Raw genomic sequence first — 21,438 nt, forward strand, 5'->3', positions numbered from 1 at the left:
CGTGAGGATTCGTCGGCCTACACTTCGGGCTCGACGTAGACGATGCTCACCCGGTCGTCGCGCTCCTTGACGGCCGCCTCGATGTCGTCGATGGTCGTGTCGATGTCGGCCGTCTCGAGCCCCGGGGAGAAGCTCACGTCGGCCGTCACGAGGGCGTCCTGTGGCCCGACGAACACCGTCCGGAAGCCGTCAATTCCGACGACGCCGTCGTGGCCGGTGATGATCCTCTCGAGGTCTGCCTCGACCTCGGACGCGAGGCTCTCGCCGACGATGAGTCGCTTGTTCTCGATGGCGAGAAGCACCGCGAACAGCATCAGCAGGACGCCGATGACGACCGCGCCGGCGGCGTCGTAGAGGGGATTGTCGAGGACGCGCGCGGCGGTGATGCCGACCAGCGCCACGATCAGTCCGACGAGCGCGACGGTGTCCTCGGTGAAGGCGGTCAGCGTCGTCAGGTCGCTCGTCTGCTCGAAGGCTTCCCGGTAGCCCGACCAGCCGTACTCCTCCATCTGGCGTTTCAGTTCGGCCCTCGCCTTCACGAACGCGTACGTCTCGAAGACGATGCCGCCGAGCAGGACCACCACCGACACCCAGAAGGGGTCGAACGGCAGCGCGATGTCGACGGTGAACCCCAGGAACTCCGCGGCGCCGCCGCCCCCACCCTCGTTCGGGTGTCGTAACTTGTGGATGCCGTGGTTGAGGCTCTCCCAGCCCGCGATGCCGAACAGCAGCACGGAGACGAGGAAGGCGTAGAAGTACTGCGCCTTCCCGTAGCCGAACGGGTGCGCCTGGTTTGCGTCCTGCTGGCTGTACTTGATGCCGATGAGCAACAGCACCTGGTTGCCCGTGTCGGAGATGGAGTGATACGTCTCGGCGAGCATGGAGGGACTCCCGGTCAGCAGGAAGCCGATGAACTTCAGGACGGCGATCCCCCCGTTTGCGAACATCGCAGCGACGACGACGCCGGTACTACCGCCAGCCATACGAACGGCGTCGGGGGGAGGCCACTAAGCCGTTGGTATCCTGGCGAGATGGCAGCGAGCGGGTCCCGCACCTCGTCGGAACCGTCGGCGAATCGGTCCGCGGAGGGGACCGACGTGTCGGTCGGTCCGCTGAATTACTACTGCCTGGCAAGAACGCCGTGCCGGATACGGAGCGTGTATCTATCACCGACTACCGGGGTCGATTATCCACCCGTACTGCATCGGCGGTCGTCGGGAGCGCGTTTCACTCTTCCTCAGCGGTCGAGACGTCCTGCCACGACGACTCACCGAAGAACGTCTGTAGCGCCCCGAGAACCCCCAGATACGTCCCGAAGAGGACGATTACGAACGGCACTACGAGTGCCAGCACTAAACTACCGAGTGGATTGACTCCGAACGTCTGGAGGGGCGTCATATCGTCCGGTAGACGCCACATTTGTATAGTATTGTCGAAATCGAGCACGACCAATTTGGGTCTGCGACTTCCGGAAGTGACCGATACGTGCGCTGTACGCAGTACGCCGCGAAGCACGTCTATCGCAGTTGGCAGAACCGACGGCAGTTAGTTCGCACGTCTGCTCCGGCGGGTGGTTCGCCGAACCACGGTCGGAACCGAGTCCCTGCGGACGGTCCCACGACGCGCTCGTGGTGACGGGCTGGAGCCGGTGGTGTCATACCGGCGGCGCGTCTACGGCCGGCATGCTCGTCGTCATCTCGGACACCCACGGCCGCGAGTCGGCCTGCCTCGAGGGTCGCACCGAGACCGTCGTCGAGGAAGCCGACCTGGTGGTTCACGCCGGCGACTTCGTGACCGCCGAGGTGTTCGAGGCCTTCCAGTCGCGGTGTGACCTCCGTGGCGTCTACGGCAACAACGACCCGCCGGCGGTCCGCGAGCGCGTGCCCGCCGACCGAATCGTCGAGTGGGCCGGCCTCCGAATCCTCGTCGTCCACGGCCACGAACACACCGACACGGCGCTGGCGATGGCGGGCCGGCAGGCCAGCGCCGATCTGGTCGCCTTCGGTCACTCTCACGAACCGGGGTTCCACGAGGGGGAGGTCCCCTTCTGTAACCCCGGCAGCCACGCCGACCCGCGGTGGCACCGCCCGGCGCACGCGGAACTGCAGTGGGACGACGACGCCGGTCTCGCCCGCGGCCGACTCGTCGAACCGTCCGGCGAGACCTTCGAGGAGTTCGTCGTCGAACCGCGGTCCGTGGACCGACAGGGATGAGAAGTACGGGGGCAGGGGACGCCGGGGTCCGGTGGGGGGAGGGCCGAAGTGCGGGGTCCGGTGGGGAGGGCCGAAGTGCGGGGTCCGGTGGGGGGAGGGCCGAAACGGGAGGGACCGAACGCGGGGTGCGGGACCACGCGAGGGCCGATGTCCCCGGCGCGTCTCGACCGTGGAGCGCCCGTGATAAAGGAGATGCGTAGGCTCAAACGGCGGTTTTAGCTACCGAAACCGACCCGCTCAGGGCTGTGCCCGGAGGTAGGTCATCACGACGACGACCGACAGCACGGTGAACCCGCCGACGAAGAAGGCCAGTCCGGGCGGCAGTCCCCCAGCGATCAGGCCGTCGAGGAGGCCGTCGAGAAAGTCGAGCGGTCCCGCGCCGCCGTCCTGCGCGGCGGCCGTCTCCGTGGCGGCCGGTGCCTCCGTCGGCGTCCCGGCCTGCCGTTCGACGGCCTCCGTCTCGGTGGCGATTCTCGGCTCGTCGGTCGGGACCGCCGTCTCCTCCTCGAGCGGCGTCTCGGTCGCCCGTCCGTCCCCGCCGTTGCCCCCGGCCGGGGTACCCTCCGGCGTCGCCGTCCCGGCGTCGTCGTTCACCGAGATGCCGACCTCGTCGGTCGGGGTACCCCCATCCTCGGTGGCGTTGGCATCGAACCCGGTGTCCCCGTCGTCGCCCCCCGCGCCACCGTTGGGGTCGCCGCCGGCGCCCGACCCGGTCCCCGCCAGGTCGCTGAGGAGGCTCCGACCGAACAGTTCCTGGACGGCCAGCGAGCCGACCACGAGCGCGAGGACGCCGCCGAAGAGCCGCGAGAGGGCGGCCCGGAGCCCGGAGGCCCGCTCCTGCTCGCCGGCGTAGATGACCAGCGGGCTGTCGGCGGGGCCGTAGACTGTCATCTCGCGGCCCTTCTCGGAGTAGGCGGTGCCGACGTCCTCGATGGCGCCGGCGTTTTCGAGCTTCTCGAGGTGGTACTGGGCGTTCTGCAGCGAGGTGTCGACGCGGTCGGCGAGTTCGCCCGGCGGCGCGGGCTCGTCGTGGAGTTCCGCCAGCAGCCGCCGGGCCGTCTCCGAGGAGAGAGCGGCCATCAGCTCGTCGGCCTCCTCGCTGTCGAGACCGACGAGCCGTGGGTCGCTGTCCGGGGAGACGTCCGGACTGGAGGGCAGGAGGCTCATCGGAATGGCGTTTCGCGTGAATCGGCATGAACCTTGTTCCCGGAAACGACTTTGCGCTGGGGTGAAAACTGCCTGTCATGCACCCCACGCTCCCCCTCGTCGCCACGCCCCCGGCCACGGTCGCACAGTCACTCCCGGGTGACGTCGACCCCGTGCTGGTCGGCATCATCGCGGTGCTTCTGCTCGTCGTATTCGCCTTCTTCCTGCTCATCCGCCGGACGCTCGTGAGCTTCACCGAGGGGATGCGCAAGGGGCGCCGCTAGAGCGTCTCGATACGCTCGACGGCAGTCTCGACGTCCCCGCGGTCGACGTCTAAGTGCGTACAGAACCGGACGACGCGCTCCCCGAACGGGACCCCCAGGACCCCGGCGTCCTCGCACCGTTCGAGGAACGCCTCGGCGGGCCCGTCGGTCTCCACGAGAACGATGTTCGTCTCCGGGTCGCGGGCCCGGAGGCCGTCGACGTCGTCCAGCCCCGACGCCAGCCGCTCGGCGTTGTCGTGGTCGGAGGCCAGCCGCCCCCGGTTCTCCAGGGCGTGCAGCCCCGGCGCGGCGATTACGCCGGCCTGCCGCATCCCGCCGCCGAACAGTTTCCGGGTCCGGCGGGCCTCGGCGACGAACGACTCGCTGCCGGCCAGCATCGACCCGACGGGCGCGCCCAGCCCCTTCGAGAGACAGCACATCACCGAATCGACCTCGCGGGCCAGCCGTGCGGCGTCGACGTCCAGCGCCGCCGCCGCGTTGAACAGTCGCGCGCCGTCGAGGTGGACCGGCACGTTCCGGTCGTGGGCGGTCTCGCAGGCCGCGTCGATGCGGTCGGCCGCGATGGCCGTCCCGCCCCGGCTGTTGTGGGTGTTCTCCAGACACACGAGTCCGGTTCCGGGCCGGTGGTCGTCGGCGGCGACGTAGCCTGCCTCGACCGCCTCGGGGGTGACGACGCCGCGCGGCCCGCCGTCGACGGGTCGGGCCTGCAGTTCGGCGTGCTGTGCCAGCCCCGCCAGTTCCCACTTGTAGACGTGGCTCTCGCGCTCGAGGAGGACCTCCTGGCCGCGCTCGGTGTGGACGCGCGCCGCCACCTGGTTGCCCATCGTTCCCGAGGGGACGAACAGCGCCGCCTCCTTGCCGACGAGGTCCGTAAAGCGGCTCTCGAGGTCGTCGACGGTCGGGTCCTCGCCGTAGACGTCGTCGCCAACGTCGGCGTCGGCGGCGGCCTCCCGCATCGCGGCCGAGGGCTTCGTCACGGTTTCGCTCCGCAGGTCTATCATGCCCGTACCCGGGACGCCGCGAACTTAGCGGTGGCGGGTGCGCCGGTGGCGAGCGACGCGCCCGCCAGCGACCCGGACCGGCGGTTTTTAGCCCATCACGGACCGACCCGAGGTATGGAAATCAAGTCGCGTCACCACCTCCGTTCGGACGAAATCGACGAACTCGCGGCGTCGCTCGCCGACCACCTCGGGATCGAACTCGACGGCGACGACTACGAGCGCGTCGAGTTCACCGACGTCGACCGCGAGGTCGTGCTGGTCGACGGCGAACCGCTCGTGGCCTCCTTCGACGGCGACCTGTTCCTGACGGTTCGCGGCGCCAACGAGTACCCTCCCGAGAACCACGTCGTCACCGTCGATTCGGGGGCCATCTCCTTCGTCTCCGACGGCGCAAACGTCATGCGCCCCGGCATCGTCGAGGCCACCGACGACATCGAACCGGGCGACCTCGTCGTCGTCGTCGAGGAGACCCACGGCAAGGCGCTGGCGGTCGCCCGCGCCGACACCAGCGGCGACGACATGGTCGGCGACTCCGGGAAGGTGCTGGAGAACCTCCACCACGTCGGCGACGACCTCTACGAGTTCCACGTCTGAACGAGCGCGTCCTGGTCCGATTCGGGCGAACTGTCGGCAGCAACGCCGAGAACAACACCTCCTGAAGCCCTCGCACGCCCGGGGCGACGGGACTCGCTGTGCGCTTCGCTCGCTCCGTTCGCTCCAGTGCTTGCGTCGTCCGGGCACCACCGGGCGTGCTCGCCCTTCAGCCACCAGGATGCGGCCGCCTCGCTACTCGTCGTCCACGTCCGACATCTCGTCTTCCTCGTAGGCCGTCTCGTACTTCGCCATGGCGTCCTCGTGGCCCTGGACGGCCAGTTCGTAGGTCTCCCGGAGGTCGGCGATGGGCGTCTCGGTGGCGTCGACCCGGAGGTCGGTGTAGGCGCGCTCGAAGGGTCGTTCTTCGGTATCCTCGACGACGAGGGCGGCGCTCTGGACGGTCAACTCCTCGCGCTTGTCGCCGCCGGTCTCGTGTCCGGCCGCCAGCGCGTCGACGAGGCGCTCCGGGAGCGGTGCGGGGTCGCCGTCGGGGGTCGTCGGTCCCGCGTCGGCCGGCGGCGCCGTCGCCTCGTAGGCGTCCGACACGGCCTCCACGACCGCCTCGCCGGTCAGGAGGTTCCCCGCGACGGTGTAGTGGCCGTCGACGGCGTCGCTGCCGTCGTGGTGGCCGAACCACGGCTTGCACTCCTCGCCGGAGAAGACGAAGGAGCCGTCGGTGTCGACGCCGTGTAGCTGGCGGTTCGGGGCGCCATCGTCGGCGTTCAGAAGCGACTGGAGGGCGTCCTCGACGGCGAGACCGTCGGCGAGGTAGGTCAGCCCCTTCCGGCCCAACTCGACGTTGACGAGACTCTGGGTCGCCACGGCGCCGTGTTCGCTGGCGAACGGACACAGCGTTCCGACGCCGGCCAGCCGTGTGGTGACGGCGACGCCGAAGCGGTGTTGCGGTTCGCCGTCGTCGTCGGTGTACGGTTCGTGGACGCAGATGCTGAAGGTCACGGCCGTCGATGGGACGGCGCGGCTGAAAAAGGTGGGTTCGCCGGGGCCGTCTCGCGGGTCCGCTCTCTCACTTCGGGCCGGAGAACGCCGCGCGTCGGCTATGCGTCGGACGTAAAACCTATGCCCTCAGCAACCAGTTACGGAGACATGGGTCTTATGAGCAAGCTTCTCGGCGGAGACTCCCACAGCGCCGAGGACTACGTGGAACTACACACGGACGACTTCGACGCCGGTGCAGCGGAGGCGGCCATGCAGATCCGGTTCGCCTCCATCAGCGAACAGACCGACGTCATCGACATCAAGGACGCCGTCTACGACGGCGACATCGTCGTCGCGGACATCACACGCCACAGCACGACCGACCGGACGATGGAGCACATCTCCGACGAACTCCGGCAGGTCGCCGAGGAGGTCGGCGGCGACATCGTCCAGAAGGACGACGACCAGATAATCATCACGCCGGGCGGCGTCGGCATCTCTCGGTCGAAAATTGGTGGCCGCTAGAGGTCCGCGCCCACCAGAAGTACCGTCCGGTCGGTTCCCCCGACGACCTGCCACTCCTCGCCGTTCTCGCTCACCTCGACCGGCCCGAACGTGTAGGCCTGCGTCTGGTCGAGGCCCGACGGCGCCCGTGCGACGTATCCCGGGTCGGCGTCGGTGACGGCGCCCTCGAACTCGACGTAGTTCTCCGTGGTCTCCGGCGGCGCGGTCCGGGTGTAGGCCCGGTCGGCGGCGGCGACGATCCACCCGTCCGGCACGCGGTCGCGGACGAACGTCGGCCCGCCCTCGACGGTCAACTCCTGTCGGGTGTGTGACCCGCCGGTGAAGGCCGTGCCGTCGCTCGACGCCGACACGTCGACGGAGTCACCGTCACCGCCGCCGTCGTCGCCGCCATCGCTACCGACGACCGGCAGCGAGAGCGTCGACCCCGCGTGGTCGACGACGACGCCGGCGCCCTGCCGCGCCGAGGTGAATCCGGCGTCGGTCGACGCCAGCGCCACGCGGAGGGTGTCGCCGGCCGAGAAGTTCCGCTGGAAGCCGACGAGTTCGAACTCGACCTGCTGGCTCTCGCCGGGCGTCCCCTCGATGGCGACCGGCGCGACCTGGTTGTTGACGAGCGTCTCCGTCCCGTCGCTGACGTGGTACACCTTCCCGAAGAGGAACGCGCGAGCGCCGAGCGGTGTCACCGACAGCGACAGTTCCGGAATCCCGAGCACCTCGAGGTCGCTCCCGATTTCGAGGTCGAAGGTGGCCACCGAGACGGGCGCGGCGTCGGTGTTCTGCGGGACGAAGTGGCTCGTCGACGTCGGCACACCGGTGTTGACGACGACGCTTTGGCCCTCGCCCGCCAGGTCGGCGAGCGTCGGCTCGACGACCGTCGCGTCGTTCGGCGGGAAGCCGTCGGCCTCCCGGAACCGACCCTGCTGGACGTCCCAGTAGGTCAGCGACGCGAGACCTGACTCGCCGTTGCCGCGGATGTGCTGGTCGAACCAGGCGATGGCCATGTCCTCGATTTCGGCGACCTGTTCGTCAGGTCTGGCAGTCTCGGTTGCGGTGTGGCCGCCGTTGAACAGCACGAGCCGGGAGTCGACGCCGTCCGACCGGAGGTCCTCGACGATGCGCTCGCCCTCGTTGGGTGTAAAGAGCGTGTCGGGCAGCCCCTGGACGACCAGCGACGGCGTGTCGATGCGGTCGGCCTTCGCGGCGGTCGAGCGCACCGACAGGAACGCCTCGCCCTCAGACGGGAGTTCGTTCCGCGCCAGCGTCTCGGTGTACAGTTCGTGCAGCCGGGGGGAGACGCCCCGCTGGAGGTTCTCGGGGTCGGGGCTCTGTACCCCGCGGGCGGCCGCGATGCCGGCGCCGTACAACAGCGTCGTCCACCCGAGTTTCGGGACGCCGTTCGGTTCCAGCGAAAACGAGAGGTCGTGCCAGGGGACGACCGGCACCAGCGCGTCGATGCGGTCGTCGACGGCGGCGGCGTTCAACTGGATGCCGCCGCCGTAGGAAGCGCCGATCATCCCGATTTGCGGGTCGCCGTCCGGCCCGTCGGCTATCCGCTCGTCGGCCTCGAGGAAGTCGATGAGCGCCGAGACGTCGGCCACCTCCTTCGGTCCCGACAGCCCCACTTCGGCGGTCGACTCGCCGAAGCCGCGCTGGTCCCAGACGACGAGGGCGTAGCCGTTGTTCGCCGCCAGCGAGGCGTACCCCTCGACGCTGGATTTCGAGCCACCCCAGCCGTGGGTCGCCATGATGGTCGCGTCCGCGCCGCCGTCCGGCACGAACAGCACGGTCGGTATCTCGACGCCGTCGAACGATTCGACGCTGTGCTCCTCGCGGGTAAACTCGGCCTCCTGTGCGGCCGACAGCCCGGTTCCGAGAAGCGAGGCCAGCCCTGCCGTGCCGGCCGCTCCCAGAAACGCCCTCCTGTCCATACCGTCATCTGCGAACTCCGCCGGATAGATCCGTCGCCGATTATGTCGGGCGGTTTATGTCGCCGGTCCGCAACGGGCGGCAGCAGTCGGCCGTCTTCAGCAGTCTTAACCGCGGCGAGCGCCCCCGATTTCACATGGAACCCGCGATTCGCGCCGACGACCTCACGAAGTCGTACGGCGACGTGCAGGCGCTCGACGGACTGTCCTTCACCGTCGACCGCGGGGAGTTCTTCGGACTGCTCGGTCCCAACGGGGCCGGCAAGACCACGTTCATCAACGTCCTCGTCGGTCTCGTCCGCAAGGACGGCGGTACCGCCGAGGTGTTCGGCTTCGACGTCGAAGACGACTATCGGGAGGCCCGCGACCGCATCGGTCTCTCGCCGCAGGAGTTCAACGTCGACCGGTTCTTCCCCATCCACGAGGTGCTCGAACACAAGGCCGGCTACCACGGCATCCCCCAGTCGGAGGCCGAGCGCCGCGCCGAGGAGGCCCTCCGGACGGTCGGCATCTACGACAAGCGGAACACCCGCTTCGACTGGCTCTCCGGCGGTATGAAGCGTCGCTTTCTGCTCGCCCGCGCGCTCGTGACTGACCCCGAACTGCTCATCCTCGACGAACCGACCGCCGGCGTCGACGTGCAACTCCGGCGGGACCTCTGGCGCGTCATCGAGGAACTCAACGCCGAGGGGACCACCATCCTGCTGACGACCCACTACATCGAGGAGGCCGAACGGCTCTGTGACCGCGTCGCCATCACCGACTCGGGCCGGGTCGTCGAGGTGGCCACGCCGGACGAACTCCGCTCGCGGGGCACGGACAAGGTGTACGTCACCCTCGCGGAGGCACCGGCCGCGACGCCGGACCTCGACGTCGAGGGCGTCATCGAGTCGGACCTCGACGGCGACACGCTCGTCGTCACCGCCGCCGCCGGCGGCCGGGTCGCGCCCGCCCTGCTGCGGGAACTGGAGTACGCCGGCCACGAGGTCGTCGACCTGGAGGTCCGCCGCGCCTCGCTGGAGGAGGTCTTCGTCGACATGACCCGCACCGACGAGGACGCCGAGGAACTCGAGGTGGTCGGATAGTGGCTGGCGAGGCGGAGACGCCCGGCGCCGCCGAGTCGACGCGCACGGCGGACGACACCGAGACGACCGGCCGTGCGACCGGCGGCGGTCTCTTCGGCGTCGGCTTCCGCTCGCTCCTGAAGCGGGAGATCCTCCGGTTCGTCCGCCGGCCGCGCAACACCTTCGTCCCGCCGGCCATCACGAACGTCCTCTACTTCGCCGTCTTCGGCGTCATCCTCGGCAGCCGCATCGACGAGATTGCCGGCTTCCAGTACCTCCTGTTCATCCTCCCCGGCCTGGTCGTGCTCGGCGCCATCTCCAACGCCTTCGAGAACGCCTCCTTCTCCATCTTCCACGGCCGCTGGAACGAGTACATCCACGAGACGCTCACGTCGCCGCTGTCGTACTCGTCGATGGTGCTGGCGTACATCCTCGCCGCCGCGCTCCGGGGCATCGTCGTCGGCGCCATCATCGTCGTCATCGGCCTGCTGTTCACCTCGGTGCCCGTCGAGCGACCGCTCTACCTGGCGGCGTTCATGATCGTCGTTCCGACGCTGTTCGCGTCTCTGGGCGTCATCGGCGGCCTCGTTGCCGAGGACTTCGACGACCTCACGGTGATGAACCAGTTCATCCTCCGGCCGCTGGTGTTCTTCGGGTCGGTCTTCTACTCGCTGGAGATTCTGCCGTCGCTGTACCGGACGCTGTCGCTGCTGAACCCGATGGTCTACATGGTCAACGGCGTCCGCTACGGCTTCCTCGGTTACCAGGAGGTCGACCCTCTCCTCTCGCTCGCCGTCCTGAGCGGACTGACGGCCGCCGTCGTCCTCCTCGACGTCTACCTGTTCAAGCGCGGGTACGGCCTCATCGACTAGGCACGACGTCGCCGCTCCGCGCTCGAAGTCCCCCGTCATCCTTTGACCACCCCACGCACTTTTTTCGGCTCGGCTTCGCCGACCGCTCGCGGTTGCTACCGCACGGTGAAGATAGCGTACCGAGAGGCCGATTCAGTCCTCGTAAACTGAAACGACGCCCGAACCAGGGAGCCCAGCATCCGCCGAGCGGGGCCTTCGGAGACGGCCCCCGAGGCGGTTCGCGGCGCCGACCGCAGGGAGGCGCCGTAGCGCGCACGGACTGGAGCGAGCGAAGCGAGCGGAAGGAGTACGCGCGCATATTTTCCCCACGTTTTTGCCGGGCCGGCTTCGCCGGCCCGTGTAAAAAGTGGGTTACTCGAACCGGACGCCGAGGTCGTGGAGACCGTCGTTCTCCATGGCGACGTTGATGAGAAGCGGCGTCACGGCCTCGACCTCGGCGGCGTTCTCGAGGCCGCCGACGTCCAGCGCGCGAAGCCCCTCGATGCCCTCCGCGAGGTCGGCGACGATACCTTTGGCGTCCTCGTCGTCGCCGAAGACGAGCGTGTCCCACTCGAACTCCCGGTCGAGGTTCGCCAGCCCGCCGGCGGGCAGGTTGTGGAAGGCCCCGACCAGCGACACCTCCTCGGGGGTCGCCTCGGCAGCCAGCGCGGCGACGCTGCCGGCTCCCGGCCGGTTGTAGTGAAAGCCCGACTCGTCGCGCTTCATCCCGACGGCCGGCGTCACGAGGATGGTGTCCTCGTCGAGGCGGTCGGCGACGGCCTCGACGGTGTCGACGAGGTGGTAGGCCGGCACCGACGCCACCACCACGTCGGCGCGGTCCGCTGCCATGGCGTTCTCGAAGCCCTTGATCTCCGTCTCGACGCCGCGGCTGTCGAGTTCGGTCTCGTACTCGTCGGCCATTTCCCGTGCCCGCTCGGGGTCCCGCGACCCGACGAGCAGTTCGTGGTCGGTGTCGAAACCCCATCGAAGGGCCAGTCCCTGTCCGATGTCGCCGGTGCCGCCGAGGAGCGCGATGCGCATGTTCGCAGCGACGGCCGAACGGGGCTTAACCGTTGTGTGCGGGGGACGCCAGTCACCGGTGGAGCATGAAGGTATATATAACTCTTCCTTCATGGAAACCTGTATGTCCGACAAGGAGTCCCTCGATCGACGGACGTTCCTCCAGTACGGCGGCACGGCCGCCGCGACCGCTGCCAGTGTCGGTCTCGCTGGCTGTGGTGACGGAAACGGCAACGGCGACGGGAACGGCAACGGGAACGGCAACGGCAACGATACCGATATGGACGGGAACGGGAACGGAGACGCCCAGAGCGGGCTCCGGACCTACGACGGCGAGCTTGCGGAGGACCCGTCCCGGAGTCAGGTGCTGCAGCACGTCAACGGGCTGGCGCACGAGCAGGCGCCCTGGGTGTTCCTCCACCAGCAGTTCAGCATCTACGGGCTCAACAGCGACATCGAGTGGGAGGCCCGGGCCGACGAGGACATCATCGTCAAGGAGTTCGAGACGGACCTCGACGCCGTCACCGTCAGCCAGGGCCAGCTGCTGGAGACGCTGGACCCGGTCGGCGAGAACGCGACCCCGCAGTACAACATCATCGACCAGGCCTACGAGCCGATCCTCTACCGTGAGGACGACACGGGCAAGCCGATCGAGCTCATAGCGACGGACTGGGAGCGGACCGAAGAGCGGACGGTCCGGCTGACGCTCCGGGACGGCGTCCAGTTCCACAACGGCGACGACCTGACTGCCGAGGACGTCGCCTTCTCGATCAACCGCGCGAACGATCCCGACGTCAGCGAGGTCGCCGGCGACGTCGGCGACATCGACGAGGCCCGTGCCGAGGACGGCGACGTCGTCATCGCCCTCAACAGCGTCACGCCGACCCTGTTCCGGAACCTGACCGCGTTCGGCCGCGTCATCCAGAAGAGCTGGGTCGAAAACGAGAGCAACGACATCGCTACCGACATCAACGGGACCGGCCCCTACGAGCTCGAGGAGTACGTCGAAGGGACGCGCGTCTCGTTTACGAAGAACGACGACTACTGGGGCGAGGGCGGCGACCCCGAGTCGGTCACGTTCGACGGTATTCCGGAGGACGGCACCCGCCTCAACTCGCTGCTCGGCGGCGACAGCGACGTCATCACGAACGTCCGTCCGAACGACATCCCCACCGTCGAGGAGTCGGACGAGGCCACCTACGCCGACGTGCCCTCGATCCGGAACATCTTCCTGGTGCAGAACGACGCCTTCGAGCCGTTCGACAGCCAGGAGTTCCGGCAGGCGATGAACTTCGCCGTCGACGTCCCGAGCATCATCGAGAGCATCCTCAGCGACTTCGGTAACCAGACCAGTCAGCCGACGCTGCCGGGGCACAACGGTCACAACGACGATCTCGACCCTTACCCGCACGACCCCGAGCGGGCCGAGGCGCTCGTCGAGTCCAGCGGCCACGCCGGCGTCGAGATAGAGCTGCACACCCCCGTCGGCCGGTACCTCCGGGACGCCGACGTCGCGGAGGCCGCCGCGAGCCAGATCGACCGCCTGGAGAACGTCTCCTGTGAGGCCAACCGACGGGAGTTCGGCAACCTGGTCAACGAGCTGCTCGCCGAACAGTCGGAGTCGCCCGCCTTCTTCCTCATCGGGTGGGGGAACCCGACGCTCGACGGCGACTACGCGATGTCGCCGTGGTTCACCGAGGGCCCCTTCCAGCACTTCAACGACGAGGAGATGGCCGAACTGCTCCAGCGGGCCCGGACCATCCCCGAGTGAGGGTTCCGCCGGTCTGAGTCCGTCGACTTCGATTCCCGTCGGTTGCGTCGGATTTTTGTATCCCGAGGTGATTCTTGCCACAGTATGGGTTTCGGAAAGTTCCTGCTAAAGCGAGGCCTCCAGGGTGTTTTCGTCATCTGGGGCGTCGTGACGGTCGTTTTCTTCCTCCGGTTTCTGACGCCCGGCGACCCGACGGCGACGCTTCTGCCGCCGGACGCCGGCCCGGAGGTCCGCCAGCGCCTCCGAGAGAACCTCGGGCTCGACCAGCCGCTGCACGTCCAGTACTTCGATTACATCCAGGACCTCGTGGTGCTCGATTTCGGCACGTCGATGTCGAACGGCCAGCCGGTGAGCGCCCGCATCCTCACGCGGCTGCCGGCCACCATCGAACTCGCGGTCGCGGCGACGGTCGTCGCGGTCGTCATCGCGATCCCGCTCGGCGTCGTCAGCGCCCGCCGGCGCCACGAACCCGCCGACTACGCCGCGACGACGTTCTCGCTGGTGGGTATCTCGACGCCGAACTTCTGGCTCGGCATCATGCTCATCATCCTCGTCGGCGTCAACGTCAGCTTCATCGAGACCAACGGCCGCCCGGTCGGGCTCGGGGCGGCGCTTGCGGCGCTCGCCTTCGAGCGGTCGGTCTCGGAGCTGGGCAACTGGCTCGGCGCGATCTTCTTGCCCGCGATCACGCTCGGGACGTACTTCACCGCGCTCATCACCCGGCTCACCCGCAGCGGCATGCTCGAGGAAATAAACAAGACCTACGTGAAGGCCTGCCGGGCGAAGGGGATCCCCGAGACGCTGACCCTCTACAAGCACGTCCTCCGGAACACGCTCATCCCGATCGTCACGGTTCTGGGGCTGCAACTCGGGACGCTCATCGGTGGGGCGGTCATCACCGAGTCCGTCTTCGCCTGGCCCGGTCTCGGGCGGTTCCTCATCATCAGCATCAACAACCGCGACTGGACCTCGATCCAGGGGACCATCATCGTCATCGGCGCCGGGTTCGTCATCATCAACATCGCCGTCGACGCGCTCTATGCGTACCTCGACCCGAAGGGGGTGGCGGAGTGATGCTGTCCGACCGCGTCCGAAAGAGCCTCGCACGGGAGTTCAGGACCAGTCGGCTCGCACAGGTGGGTGCGATCCTGATGCTCGTGATACTGCTTTCGGCGACGTTCGCGCCGTTTCTGACGCTTCACAACCCGACGGTGACCAACATCGGCACCGGGGACAGCGAGGACATCTCCGGGCTCCCGCCGCTCGGCGTCACGTACACGACCCAGGACATCTCCCCCGGCGGCACCGAGACGGTCGTCGTCGAGCCGCGAGCCGAGTACCCCCTCGGGACGAACACGCTCGGACAGGACATCTACTCGCGGCTGCTGTACGGTGCCCGCGTGTCGGTTCTGGTCGGCGTGCTGGGCGCGCTGCTGGCGACGCTCATCGGGGTTCCCTACGGGTTGGCCGCCGGCTACCTCGGCGGCCGGGTCGACGATTCGCTGATGCGCGGCGCCGACATCATGCTGGCGTTTCCCTCGCTGGTGCTGGCGATCGCGCTCGTCGGGGTGTTCAGGGACACGGACTTCCACACCGTCTCCGTCCCCGACCCGTTCGTCGCCGCCGCCCGCTCCGAGGTCGTACCGAACGCGATAATCCCGCGATCGGCACACGTCGCGGAGATGCCTGCGGAGTTCACGTTCCCGGTGACCGTCACGATAGTCGTCGCCCTGGTCAACTGGGTGTGGTTCGCCCGCGTCGCCCGCGGGGAGGCGATAAGCGTCCGCAGCGAGGAGTACATCAAGGCCGCCAGAAGCGTCGGGGCGTCCGACTGGCGCATCATGCGTCAGCACGTCCTGCCGAACTCGCTGACGCCGATCATCGTCCTGGCGACCATCCAGGTCGCCGCCATCATCCTGCTCGAGTCGGCGCTGTCGTTCCTCGGCTTCTCCGGGACGGACCTGACCTGGGGCGCCGACATCGCGGACGGCCGGTCCGACCAGAGCACCCGCTGGTGGATCGCCACGATGCCCGGTCTGGCCATCGTGCTGGCGGTCATCGCCGTGAACCTGCTGGGCGACTGGCTCCGGGACGCCCTGGACCCCTCCATCGAGGGGGAGGGGGGTGTCTGAATGGCGCCGAAGCTCCGGGTCGAGGACCTGACGACCCGCTTTTTCACCGACGAGGGCCAGGTCAACGCCGTCGAGTCGGTCTCCTTCGAGGTCGAGGAGCGCGAGGTGTTCGGGGTCGTCGGCGAGTCCGGCTCCGGCAAGAGCGTCACGGCACTGTCCGTCCTCGATCTGGTCGACGCGCCGGGTCGCATCGTCGACGGCGAGGTGTGGCTCCGGTCGCCGGACCTCGCGGCGCGGATCGGCGAGGAGTCCCCCGAGGCTGTCGACGGCGACGCCGTCGACCTGCGTCGCATCGACGAGCGCGAGCGCCGGGCGCTCCGCGGCGTCGAGTTCTCGACCATCTTCCAGGACCCGATGAGCAGCTTCAACCCCTCCGTCACCGTCGGCAAGCAGATCGCCGAGGCCGCCGAGGTCCAGCGCCGGGCGAGCGCGAACCCGCGGTCGGTCCGCTCCCGGACGCAGGGGTACGGCCTGGCGAACTTCGTCGTCGACAGCGTGCTCCCGACCCGCGAGTACGTCGACGAGGCGTCGATGGCACGCGCCGTCGAACTGCTCGAGATGGTTGGCATCCCCGACCCCGCAGAGCGTGCCGAGGAGTACCCCCACCAGTTCTCCGGCGGCATGCTCCAGCGGGCGATGATCGCACAGGCGCTGGCGGGCGAACCGTCCGTGCTGGTGGCCGACGAGCCGACGACCGCCCTGGACGTGACCATCCAGGCGCAGGTGCTCGAACTGCTGGACGACCTCCAGGCGGAAACCGGGATGACGACGCTTCTCATCACGCACAACCTCGGCGTCATCGCCCGGATGTGCGACCGGGTCGGCGTGATGTACGCCGGCGAACTCGTCGAGCGCGGGACCCTCGAGGACGTCTTCGACGATCACGTCCACCCCTACACTCGGGGGCTCCTGGGTTCCGTTCCCGACCTGGAGGACGTCGGCGGCCGGCTGGACCCGATCGAGGGGAACGTCCCCAGCCTCCTCGACGCCGATATGGACGACCGGTGTTACTTCGCGGACCGCTGTCCGAAGGCGATGGAGGAGTGTCTGGAGAAACCGCCCGAGTTCGACGTCGACGACGACCACACGGCCATGTGCTATCTCGCCGCCCACGACTACGACGAGAGCGACGCGCTTCCGGAGGGATACTTCGATGAGTAGCGACCGAGCGCCGACCGACGATGCGACCGGGGACGAGGCGCCGACCGGCGACCCCGACGGGGCACCGCTCGTTCGCGTCCGGAACCTCGAGAAGCACTTCGACACCGGCGACTCGATTCTGGACCGGCTGGTCGGGGACACGACTGCGGCCGTCCGCGCCGTCGACGGCATCTCCTTCGACATCCACGAGGGCGAGACCCTGGGGCTGGTCGGCGAGTCCGGCTGCGGGAAGTCGACGACCGGCGAGACGGTGCTCCGGCTGCTGGAGCCGACCGGCGGGACCGTCGAGTTCGACGGCACCGACCTCACGGAGCGCGAGGACCTCTTTTCGTTCCGGCGGCGGGCGAGCGTCGTGTTTCAGGACCCCTTCTCCAGCCTCGACCCCCGGATGACCGTCGGCGCGACCGTCCGCCAGCCGATGGACGTCCACGACTGGCCGTCGTCGGGGACGGACGTCGAGGACCGCGAGGGCCGCTCCGAGGAGGCGCTTCGACGCGAGCGAGCCGCCGAGCTGATGGAGAGGGTCGGCCTCTCGGCGGACCAGCTCGACCGCTACCCCAACGAGTTCTCCGGCGGCCAGCGCCAGCGGGTCGGCATCGCCCGCGCACTGGCGCTCGACCCCGAATTCGTCGTCCTCGACGAGCCCACGAGCGCCCTCGACGTCAGCGTCCAGGCACAGGTGCTCAACCTGCTCGCCGACCTCCAGGCGGAGTTCGGCCTCACGTACCTGTTCATCAGCCACGACCTCAGCGTCATCCGGCACATCTGCGACCGGGTCGCGGTGATGTACCTCGGCGAGATCGTCGAGATCGCGCCGACCGAGGAGCTGTTCGCCGACCCCCAGCACCCCTACACCGAGGCGCTCTTGGAGAGCGTCCCCCGGGCCTCGACGGACGAACGGGAGCGGGACGTCGACCCGCTGGCCGGCGACGTTCCCTCGCCGCGTGACCCCCCGTCGGGCTGTCGGTTCCGGACGCGGTGTCCGAAGGTTATCCCGCCGGCCGACGTCGACGTCGATCAGGAGACCTACCGGGCGATAATGGACGTCAGGCTCCGAATCGAGCGACGGGACATCAGCCTCGAGGAGGTCCGGGCGGCGGCCGACGACGAGTCGGCGGTCGTCGAGGCGCTGTTCGACCGGCTGCTCGAGGTCGAGCTTCCCGAGCGCGAGCGGTCGTACCTCGAGGACGCCTTCGCGGAGCTGGCCGACGAAAACTGGACGGCCGCCGAGACCCACCTGCGGGACCGCTATGAGAGCGTCTGTGAGATCCACAACCCCGACGGCGAGCGGTCGGCCTGTCACCTCCGCGGGCTCCCGGCGGACGTCGACCCGGACGAGGTAGATCCCGTCGAGTGACCACCGCGCTTTTGCCGCTCGCCCCCGGCGTCGGGATATGAACCACGATGGCGTCCCGCCGGCCGTCGAGGACCGGTGGGAGGAGCTGCTCGCCGACGCCGAGGTGATGGCCGAGGAGTACGCCGAGGCGGGAACGGAGCCGTTCGTCGTCCACCCCGGCGACGTGTCGCTTTTGGTCGGTACGCCGTTCGGGCTGGACGTGCTGGCGCCGGGCGAGGAGTTCGAGGCGCTGGAGACTCTGACCGAGACGGCGACGTTCGACACCTCCCACGTCTACCGCACCGACGACGGCGCCGCCAGGCTCCTCGTCGTCGTCGTCGAGGGGACGCTGCCCGAATCCGCCGATGGCGACGATGTCGCCGTCGTCGTGCCGGCGTTTCTGTCGCTGGACCGGGCCGGACCGCTCCAGCAGCGCGCACGCGAGGAGGGCGTCATGTACACCCACGTTCGCCCGCTGTCGGACGACGCCCGCGTGACGTTTACTCACGACGATCCGGCACTGTTCTTCTAACCGAACTTTTTGCACGGCGCGCCAGCGGCGCGCCGGCAAAAACTTCGGTGAAAAATAGCTCCCTCCTCCAGCCGCCTCGCGCCTTCGGCGCTCGGCGTTAGTCGTCGGTCGCTACCGGACGCTCGCTCCGCTCGCGTCCGGCGTAACGATGCCGCCGGCATCGTTCGTCGTGTCGAGAGCGTTCAGCGCGCTCTTTTGAGCAAACCGCTCCTCCGTGGGCCGCGCCGTGACCGGTCAGCCCCAGCCACGCGTCCCGCTCCGGAGGCTGCTCAGCCAGCCGAGAAAGACGACGGCGAGCGGGAGCGCGACGACGACACCGAGCGCAACGGCGACCTCCCGCTCGGGTGGCGTCGGTGCGCCCCTCGTGTAGCCGACCCAGAAGACGGCGGCGCAGACGAGTGCGGCGGCCCACGCGAAGAGGCGCTCGGCGGTCACTCCAGCACCCCCGGCAGGTCGTTGATGCTGTCGATGACGGCCGCCGCGCCCTCAGTCCGGTACTTCTCCCTGCCGGACTCGCCAGTCAGCCCGCCGGTCAGCACGCCGACGCCGAAGAAGTCCCGCGTCGGGTCGGCCTCGGCGGCGTTCGTCGCCGTCCGGATGTCGTCGAGCGTGTCGCCGACGAAGACGATGCTGTCGGCGTCGAGGCGGTCGGCCAGGTTCATCAACGCCCGCGGGTGGGGCTTGCCCTCCTCCCAGTCGTCCATCGTGTACCGGCGTTCGCCGGGCACGTCGAGACCGACCCGCTCCAGCGCGATGTCGGCCTCGGCGGCCGGTCGCCCCGTGACGACGCCGAGCGGCCACTCGGTCAGCGCCTCGCGGGTCTCCGCGTCGAGCAGCACCGTCTCGTCGTCGATGAACCCCTCGACGTCGAGGTCCGGCTCCTCGCTCTCCAGTCGGCGGTAACGGTCGGAGCCGAGATACAGTTGCTGGAACACCGCCCGGAGGCGGTCGCGGTCCCACCGATCGAGGATTCGCTCGCGGTCGGCGGGGTCGAGTTCGTCGGCGATGGCGGTCCGGGCGGCCTCCAGTCCGCCGCCCGAGGCGGCGATGAGCCCGGTGTAGGTCTCGATGCTCAACTGCGGCTTCTCCCGGCGGGCGAGCACGTACAGCGCGGCGGCGTAGGTCAGTTCCCAGTCGTTGTTGAAGCCGCCGGCGTCCTTGAAGGGCTGGATGTCCTCCTTCTCGATGGTCTCGCCGTAGACGTGTTCGACGGACTCGACGATGGCGCGACGATAGGAGTGCTCGACGTCGACGAGGACGCCGTCGATGTCCAGCGCGATGGCGTCTACCTTCATGCTTTCACTCGGAACAGGGTCTCGGCGGGGAGCGTCTCGGGGTCGGCGTCGACCACGGCGGGGTCGGCCCCCAGCGTCGTGAACAGGCAGTCGGCGCCCGCGGCCCGTGCGGCGTCGGCGAGGGGCCGCTGCAGTTCCGGGGGGCAGTTCAGCGCGTAGACGGCATCGGTCCCCCGGTAGACGTCGGCCGTCGGGTCGGTCACGTCGTCGCGGACGAACCGGACCGTCGGCGGAACGTCGCAGGCGCGGACGTCGGTCGCGGTCACCGTGCGTCCCCGGTCGGCCAGGGCGGCGGCGACGGCCGGCCGCGCCCCGACGCCGACCTCCACGAGGTCGTCGTACCGCGCCAATCGGTCGACGAGTGCGACGTTCGCGTCGGTGTGCACGTCGGGATGTTTATGAACAGCGCTATCTAACGTTTTCCCATGCACGTCGACATCGTGCCGGTCGGTGACCTCCCCGCCGTAGTCAAGCGGGAGGCCTCCAGCGGGTTGCGGTCGGTCTACGACTGCGAGGTGACGATCCACGACAGCGAGCCCGTCCCCGACGACGCCTACGATCCCTCGCGGGAACAGTACCGCGCCGAGGAGTTCATCGAGTTGGCGAGCCGCGTCGGCAGCGGCAAGAAGAACATCGCCATCACCGACAACGACCTCTACTACCGGCGCCGGAACTACGTCTTCGGGCTGGCGTATCTCTCCGGCAACGGCTCCGTCATCTCGACGTACCGGCTCCAGACCTCCTCGGACGGCGGCTTCTCGAACAAGCCGGCCAGCGAGATCTTCTCCGACCGGGTCCGCAAGGAGGTCGTCCACGAGATCGGCCACACCCTCGGCCTGGAGCACTGCGACAACTCCCGCTGCGTGATGAACTTCTCGCCGACCGTCCGCGAGGTCGACGTCAAAGAGGAGAACCTCTGTGGCTCCTGCCAGCGGATGGTCCTGTAGGACGGTTGATGTTCCACCCGAAACGGGCGGGGTCGACCGGCTGAATCGGTCGCGTTAACTTTGGCGTGAGTTGTGCCGGACGGCGAGGGCTTGGAGCCATGATTCTGCTGTCGACGGCTCGACATGGGTGAAACTATTTGCAAACGAAGATGTTCGTCGTTCTATTTCCCAAAAGACACGTTCGATGGCATTCCGATTCCCGTGTGACATCATCTGGAATCGGTACCCGTCTTCGTCGAGGACGTTCACTAGATAATCGGCGTCATCGACAAGAAATTCGACGCCATCTAACCGATATTGCCGATGCAGCTCGGCCAGAAACCACCGCGTCGTCTGTTTCGTAGTAGCTGGAAACAGCCTAAACTGCAAGATTTCGTTCGTTTGGGGATCGACGGCCCCGTACAGCCAGTAGTCGTCGCCATTGATGCGGATCACTTTCTCGTCAACCGCAAGTTGATCCGCACTCACCGTTGACATCGGCTGTAGATCGGCCTTGTGCACCCAGTTGTGAATCGCGACGTGACTACGATTGACTCCCAATTCATCGAGAAATTGACTGGCATCTCTCGTTGACATACCGGCGAGATGACACCGGATGCCCACTTGAATCGCCCACTCGGGAGTCCGCCGCCGCTCCACAAACGACAAGTCAATCCACTCGATACATCCGTTGAGGCGGTCGAATTCTGCCATAAGCACTCAGAA

24 protein-coding genes are annotated in these 21,438 nt (G+C 68.2%); 13 read left to right on the plus strand and 11 right to left on the minus strand.

What is annotated here, in order from left to right:
- Positions 1 to 17: 17 nt before the first annotated feature.
- Positions 18 to 983, minus strand: a complete 966-nt coding sequence (locus NLF94_RS01390) for a cation diffusion facilitator family transporter (protein WP_254839667.1) — start codon at positions 981 to 983, stop codon at positions 18 to 20.
- Positions 984 to 1,227: 244 nt separating this feature from the next.
- The gene (locus tag NLF94_RS01395; RefSeq protein WP_254839668.1) at positions 1,228 to 1,398 is read right to left on the minus strand and encodes a hypothetical protein; all 171 of its coding nucleotides are present in this window, start codon (positions 1,396 to 1,398) and stop codon (positions 1,228 to 1,230) included.
- A gap of 284 nt (positions 1,399 to 1,682) precedes the next feature.
- On the opposite strand from NLF94_RS01395, the gene NLF94_RS01400 reads away from it, so the two are divergent.
- On the plus strand, positions 1,683 to 2,213 hold the full coding sequence (locus NLF94_RS01400) for a metallophosphoesterase (RefSeq protein WP_254839669.1): 531 nt from the start codon (positions 1,683 to 1,685) through the stop codon (positions 2,211 to 2,213).
- Between the two features lie 237 nt (positions 2,214 to 2,450).
- Here the strand turns inward: NLF94_RS01400 and NLF94_RS01405 are convergent, their stop codons facing one another.
- Complete coding sequence (locus NLF94_RS01405) at positions 2,451 to 3,380, minus strand: ArsR/SmtB family transcription factor (protein WP_254839670.1); 930 nt, start codon at positions 3,378 to 3,380, stop codon at positions 2,451 to 2,453.
- 77 nt (positions 3,381 to 3,457) lie between these two features.
- On the opposite strand from NLF94_RS01405, the gene NLF94_RS01410 reads away from it, so the two are divergent.
- Positions 3,458 to 3,643: a DUF7859 family protein gene (locus tag NLF94_RS01410; RefSeq protein WP_254839671.1), complete on the plus strand. Its 186-nt coding sequence runs from the start codon at positions 3,458 to 3,460 to the stop codon at positions 3,641 to 3,643.
- Here the strand turns inward: NLF94_RS01410 and NLF94_RS01415 are convergent.
- Positions 3,640 to 4,644, minus strand: a complete 1,005-nt coding sequence (locus tag NLF94_RS01415) for a threonine aldolase family protein (protein ID WP_254839672.1) — start codon at positions 4,642 to 4,644, stop codon at positions 3,640 to 3,642. The two genes, NLF94_RS01410 and NLF94_RS01415, sit on opposite strands and share 4 nt — an antisense overlap.
- 114 nt (positions 4,645 to 4,758) lie before the next feature.
- Here NLF94_RS01415 and NLF94_RS01420 point away from each other — a divergent pair, with 114 nt between their 5' ends.
- Complete coding sequence (locus NLF94_RS01420; protein ID WP_254839673.1) at positions 4,759 to 5,238, plus strand: RNA-binding protein; 480 nt, start codon at positions 4,759 to 4,761, stop codon at positions 5,236 to 5,238.
- A gap of 192 nt (positions 5,239 to 5,430) precedes the next feature.
- Here the strand turns inward: NLF94_RS01420 and NLF94_RS01425 are convergent, their stop codons facing one another.
- Positions 5,431 to 6,195: a DUF1028 domain-containing protein gene (locus NLF94_RS01425; protein ID WP_254839674.1), complete on the minus strand. Its 765-nt coding sequence runs from the start codon at positions 6,193 to 6,195 to the stop codon at positions 5,431 to 5,433.
- 147 nt (positions 6,196 to 6,342) lie between these two features.
- Here NLF94_RS01425 and NLF94_RS01430 point away from each other — a divergent pair, with 147 nt between their 5' ends.
- Positions 6,343 to 6,699, plus strand: coding sequence for a cell division protein SepF (locus tag NLF94_RS01430; RefSeq protein WP_254839675.1), 357 nt, complete (start codon positions 6,343 to 6,345; stop codon positions 6,697 to 6,699).
- On the opposite strand, the gene NLF94_RS01435 is transcribed toward NLF94_RS01430, so the two are convergent.
- Positions 6,696 to 8,627: a S15 peptidase family protein gene (locus tag NLF94_RS01435; protein ID WP_254839676.1), complete on the minus strand. Its 1,932-nt coding sequence runs from the start codon at positions 8,625 to 8,627 to the stop codon at positions 6,696 to 6,698. The two genes, NLF94_RS01430 and NLF94_RS01435, sit on opposite strands and share 4 nt — an antisense overlap.
- A 134-nt stretch (positions 8,628 to 8,761) precedes the next feature.
- Between NLF94_RS01435 and NLF94_RS01440 the strand changes: the two genes are divergently transcribed.
- Positions 8,762 to 9,709: an ABC transporter ATP-binding protein gene (locus tag NLF94_RS01440; RefSeq protein WP_254839677.1), complete on the plus strand. Its 948-nt coding sequence runs from the start codon at positions 8,762 to 8,764 to the stop codon at positions 9,707 to 9,709.
- On the plus strand, positions 9,709 to 10,560 hold the full coding sequence (locus NLF94_RS01445; protein WP_256558683.1) for an ABC transporter permease: 852 nt from the start codon (positions 9,709 to 9,711) through the stop codon (positions 10,558 to 10,560). Before NLF94_RS01440 ends, NLF94_RS01445 begins: the two co-directional genes overlap by 1 nt.
- Before the next feature lie 351 nt (positions 10,561 to 10,911).
- Here NLF94_RS01445 and npdG read toward each other — a convergent pair whose 3' ends face one another.
- Positions 10,912 to 11,580, minus strand: coding sequence for an NADPH-dependent F420 reductase (gene npdG / locus NLF94_RS01450; RefSeq protein ID WP_254839678.1), 669 nt, complete (start codon positions 11,578 to 11,580; stop codon positions 10,912 to 10,914).
- A 103-nt stretch (positions 11,581 to 11,683) separates the two neighbouring features.
- Here npdG and NLF94_RS01455 point away from each other — a divergent pair, with 103 nt between their 5' ends.
- The 6 genes from NLF94_RS01455 (at position 11,684) to NLF94_RS01480 (ending at position 18,491) form a co-directional block, all read left to right on the plus strand.
- Positions 11,684 to 13,330, plus strand: a complete 1,647-nt coding sequence (locus NLF94_RS01455; protein ID WP_254839679.1) for an ABC transporter substrate-binding protein — start codon at positions 11,684 to 11,686, stop codon at positions 13,328 to 13,330.
- Positions 13,331 to 13,414: 84 nt separating this feature from the next.
- A complete protein-coding gene (locus NLF94_RS01460) occupies positions 13,415 to 14,404 on the plus strand; it encodes an ABC transporter permease (RefSeq protein WP_254839680.1) in 990 nt (329 codons plus the stop codon).
- The gene (locus NLF94_RS01465) at positions 14,404 to 15,462 is read left to right on the plus strand and encodes an ABC transporter permease (RefSeq protein ID WP_254839681.1); all 1,059 of its coding nucleotides are present in this window, start codon (positions 14,404 to 14,406) and stop codon (positions 15,460 to 15,462) included. Before NLF94_RS01460 ends, NLF94_RS01465 begins: the two co-directional genes overlap by 1 nt.
- Complete coding sequence (locus tag NLF94_RS01470; protein WP_254839682.1) at positions 15,463 to 16,623, plus strand: ABC transporter ATP-binding protein; 1,161 nt, start codon at positions 15,463 to 15,465, stop codon at positions 16,621 to 16,623. It begins immediately after the preceding gene.
- Positions 16,616 to 17,980, plus strand: coding sequence for an ABC transporter ATP-binding protein (locus tag NLF94_RS01475; RefSeq protein ID WP_254839683.1), 1,365 nt, complete (start codon positions 16,616 to 16,618; stop codon positions 17,978 to 17,980). The genes NLF94_RS01470 and NLF94_RS01475 overlap by 8 nt, the downstream gene beginning before the upstream one ends.
- 37 nt (positions 17,981 to 18,017) lie before the next feature.
- Entirely contained in the window at positions 18,018 to 18,491 is a 474-nt protein-coding gene (locus NLF94_RS01480) for a DUF7529 family protein (RefSeq protein ID WP_254839684.1), read from the plus strand.
- A 234-nt stretch (positions 18,492 to 18,725) separates the two neighbouring features.
- Here NLF94_RS01480 and NLF94_RS01485 read toward each other — a convergent pair whose 3' ends face one another.
- The 3 genes from NLF94_RS01485 to NLF94_RS01495 are packed head-to-tail and all read right to left on the minus strand — an operon-like array spanning position 18,726 to position 20,172.
- A complete protein-coding gene (locus NLF94_RS01485; protein WP_254839685.1) occupies positions 18,726 to 18,926 on the minus strand; it encodes a hypothetical protein in 201 nt (66 codons plus the stop codon).
- Positions 18,923 to 19,786: a TIGR01548 family HAD-type hydrolase gene (locus NLF94_RS01490; protein ID WP_254839686.1), complete on the minus strand. Its 864-nt coding sequence runs from the start codon at positions 19,784 to 19,786 to the stop codon at positions 18,923 to 18,925. Before NLF94_RS01490 ends, NLF94_RS01485 begins: the two co-directional genes overlap by 4 nt.
- Entirely contained in the window at positions 19,783 to 20,172 is a 390-nt protein-coding gene (locus NLF94_RS01495; protein WP_254839687.1) for a UPF0146 family protein, read from the minus strand. Before NLF94_RS01495 ends, NLF94_RS01490 begins: the two co-directional genes overlap by 4 nt.
- Before the next feature lie 39 nt (positions 20,173 to 20,211).
- Between NLF94_RS01495 and NLF94_RS01500 the strand changes: the two genes are divergently transcribed.
- Positions 20,212 to 20,733, plus strand: a complete 522-nt coding sequence (locus NLF94_RS01500) for an archaemetzincin family Zn-dependent metalloprotease (RefSeq protein WP_254839688.1) — start codon at positions 20,212 to 20,214, stop codon at positions 20,731 to 20,733.
- 54 nt (positions 20,734 to 20,787) lie between these two features.
- Here NLF94_RS01500 and NLF94_RS01505 read toward each other — a convergent pair whose 3' ends face one another.
- Positions 20,788 to 21,426 (minus strand): IS6 family transposase, encoded by a 639-nt coding sequence (locus NLF94_RS01505; protein ID WP_254839689.1) that lies wholly within the window; start codon positions 21,424 to 21,426, stop codon positions 20,788 to 20,790.
- Positions 21,427 to 21,438 lie beyond the last annotated feature (12 nt).

The organism is Natronomonas marina (genome assembly GCF_024298905.1).
Taxonomy (GTDB): Archaea; Halobacteriota; Halobacteria; order Halobacteriales; family Haloarculaceae; genus Natronomonas; species Natronomonas marina.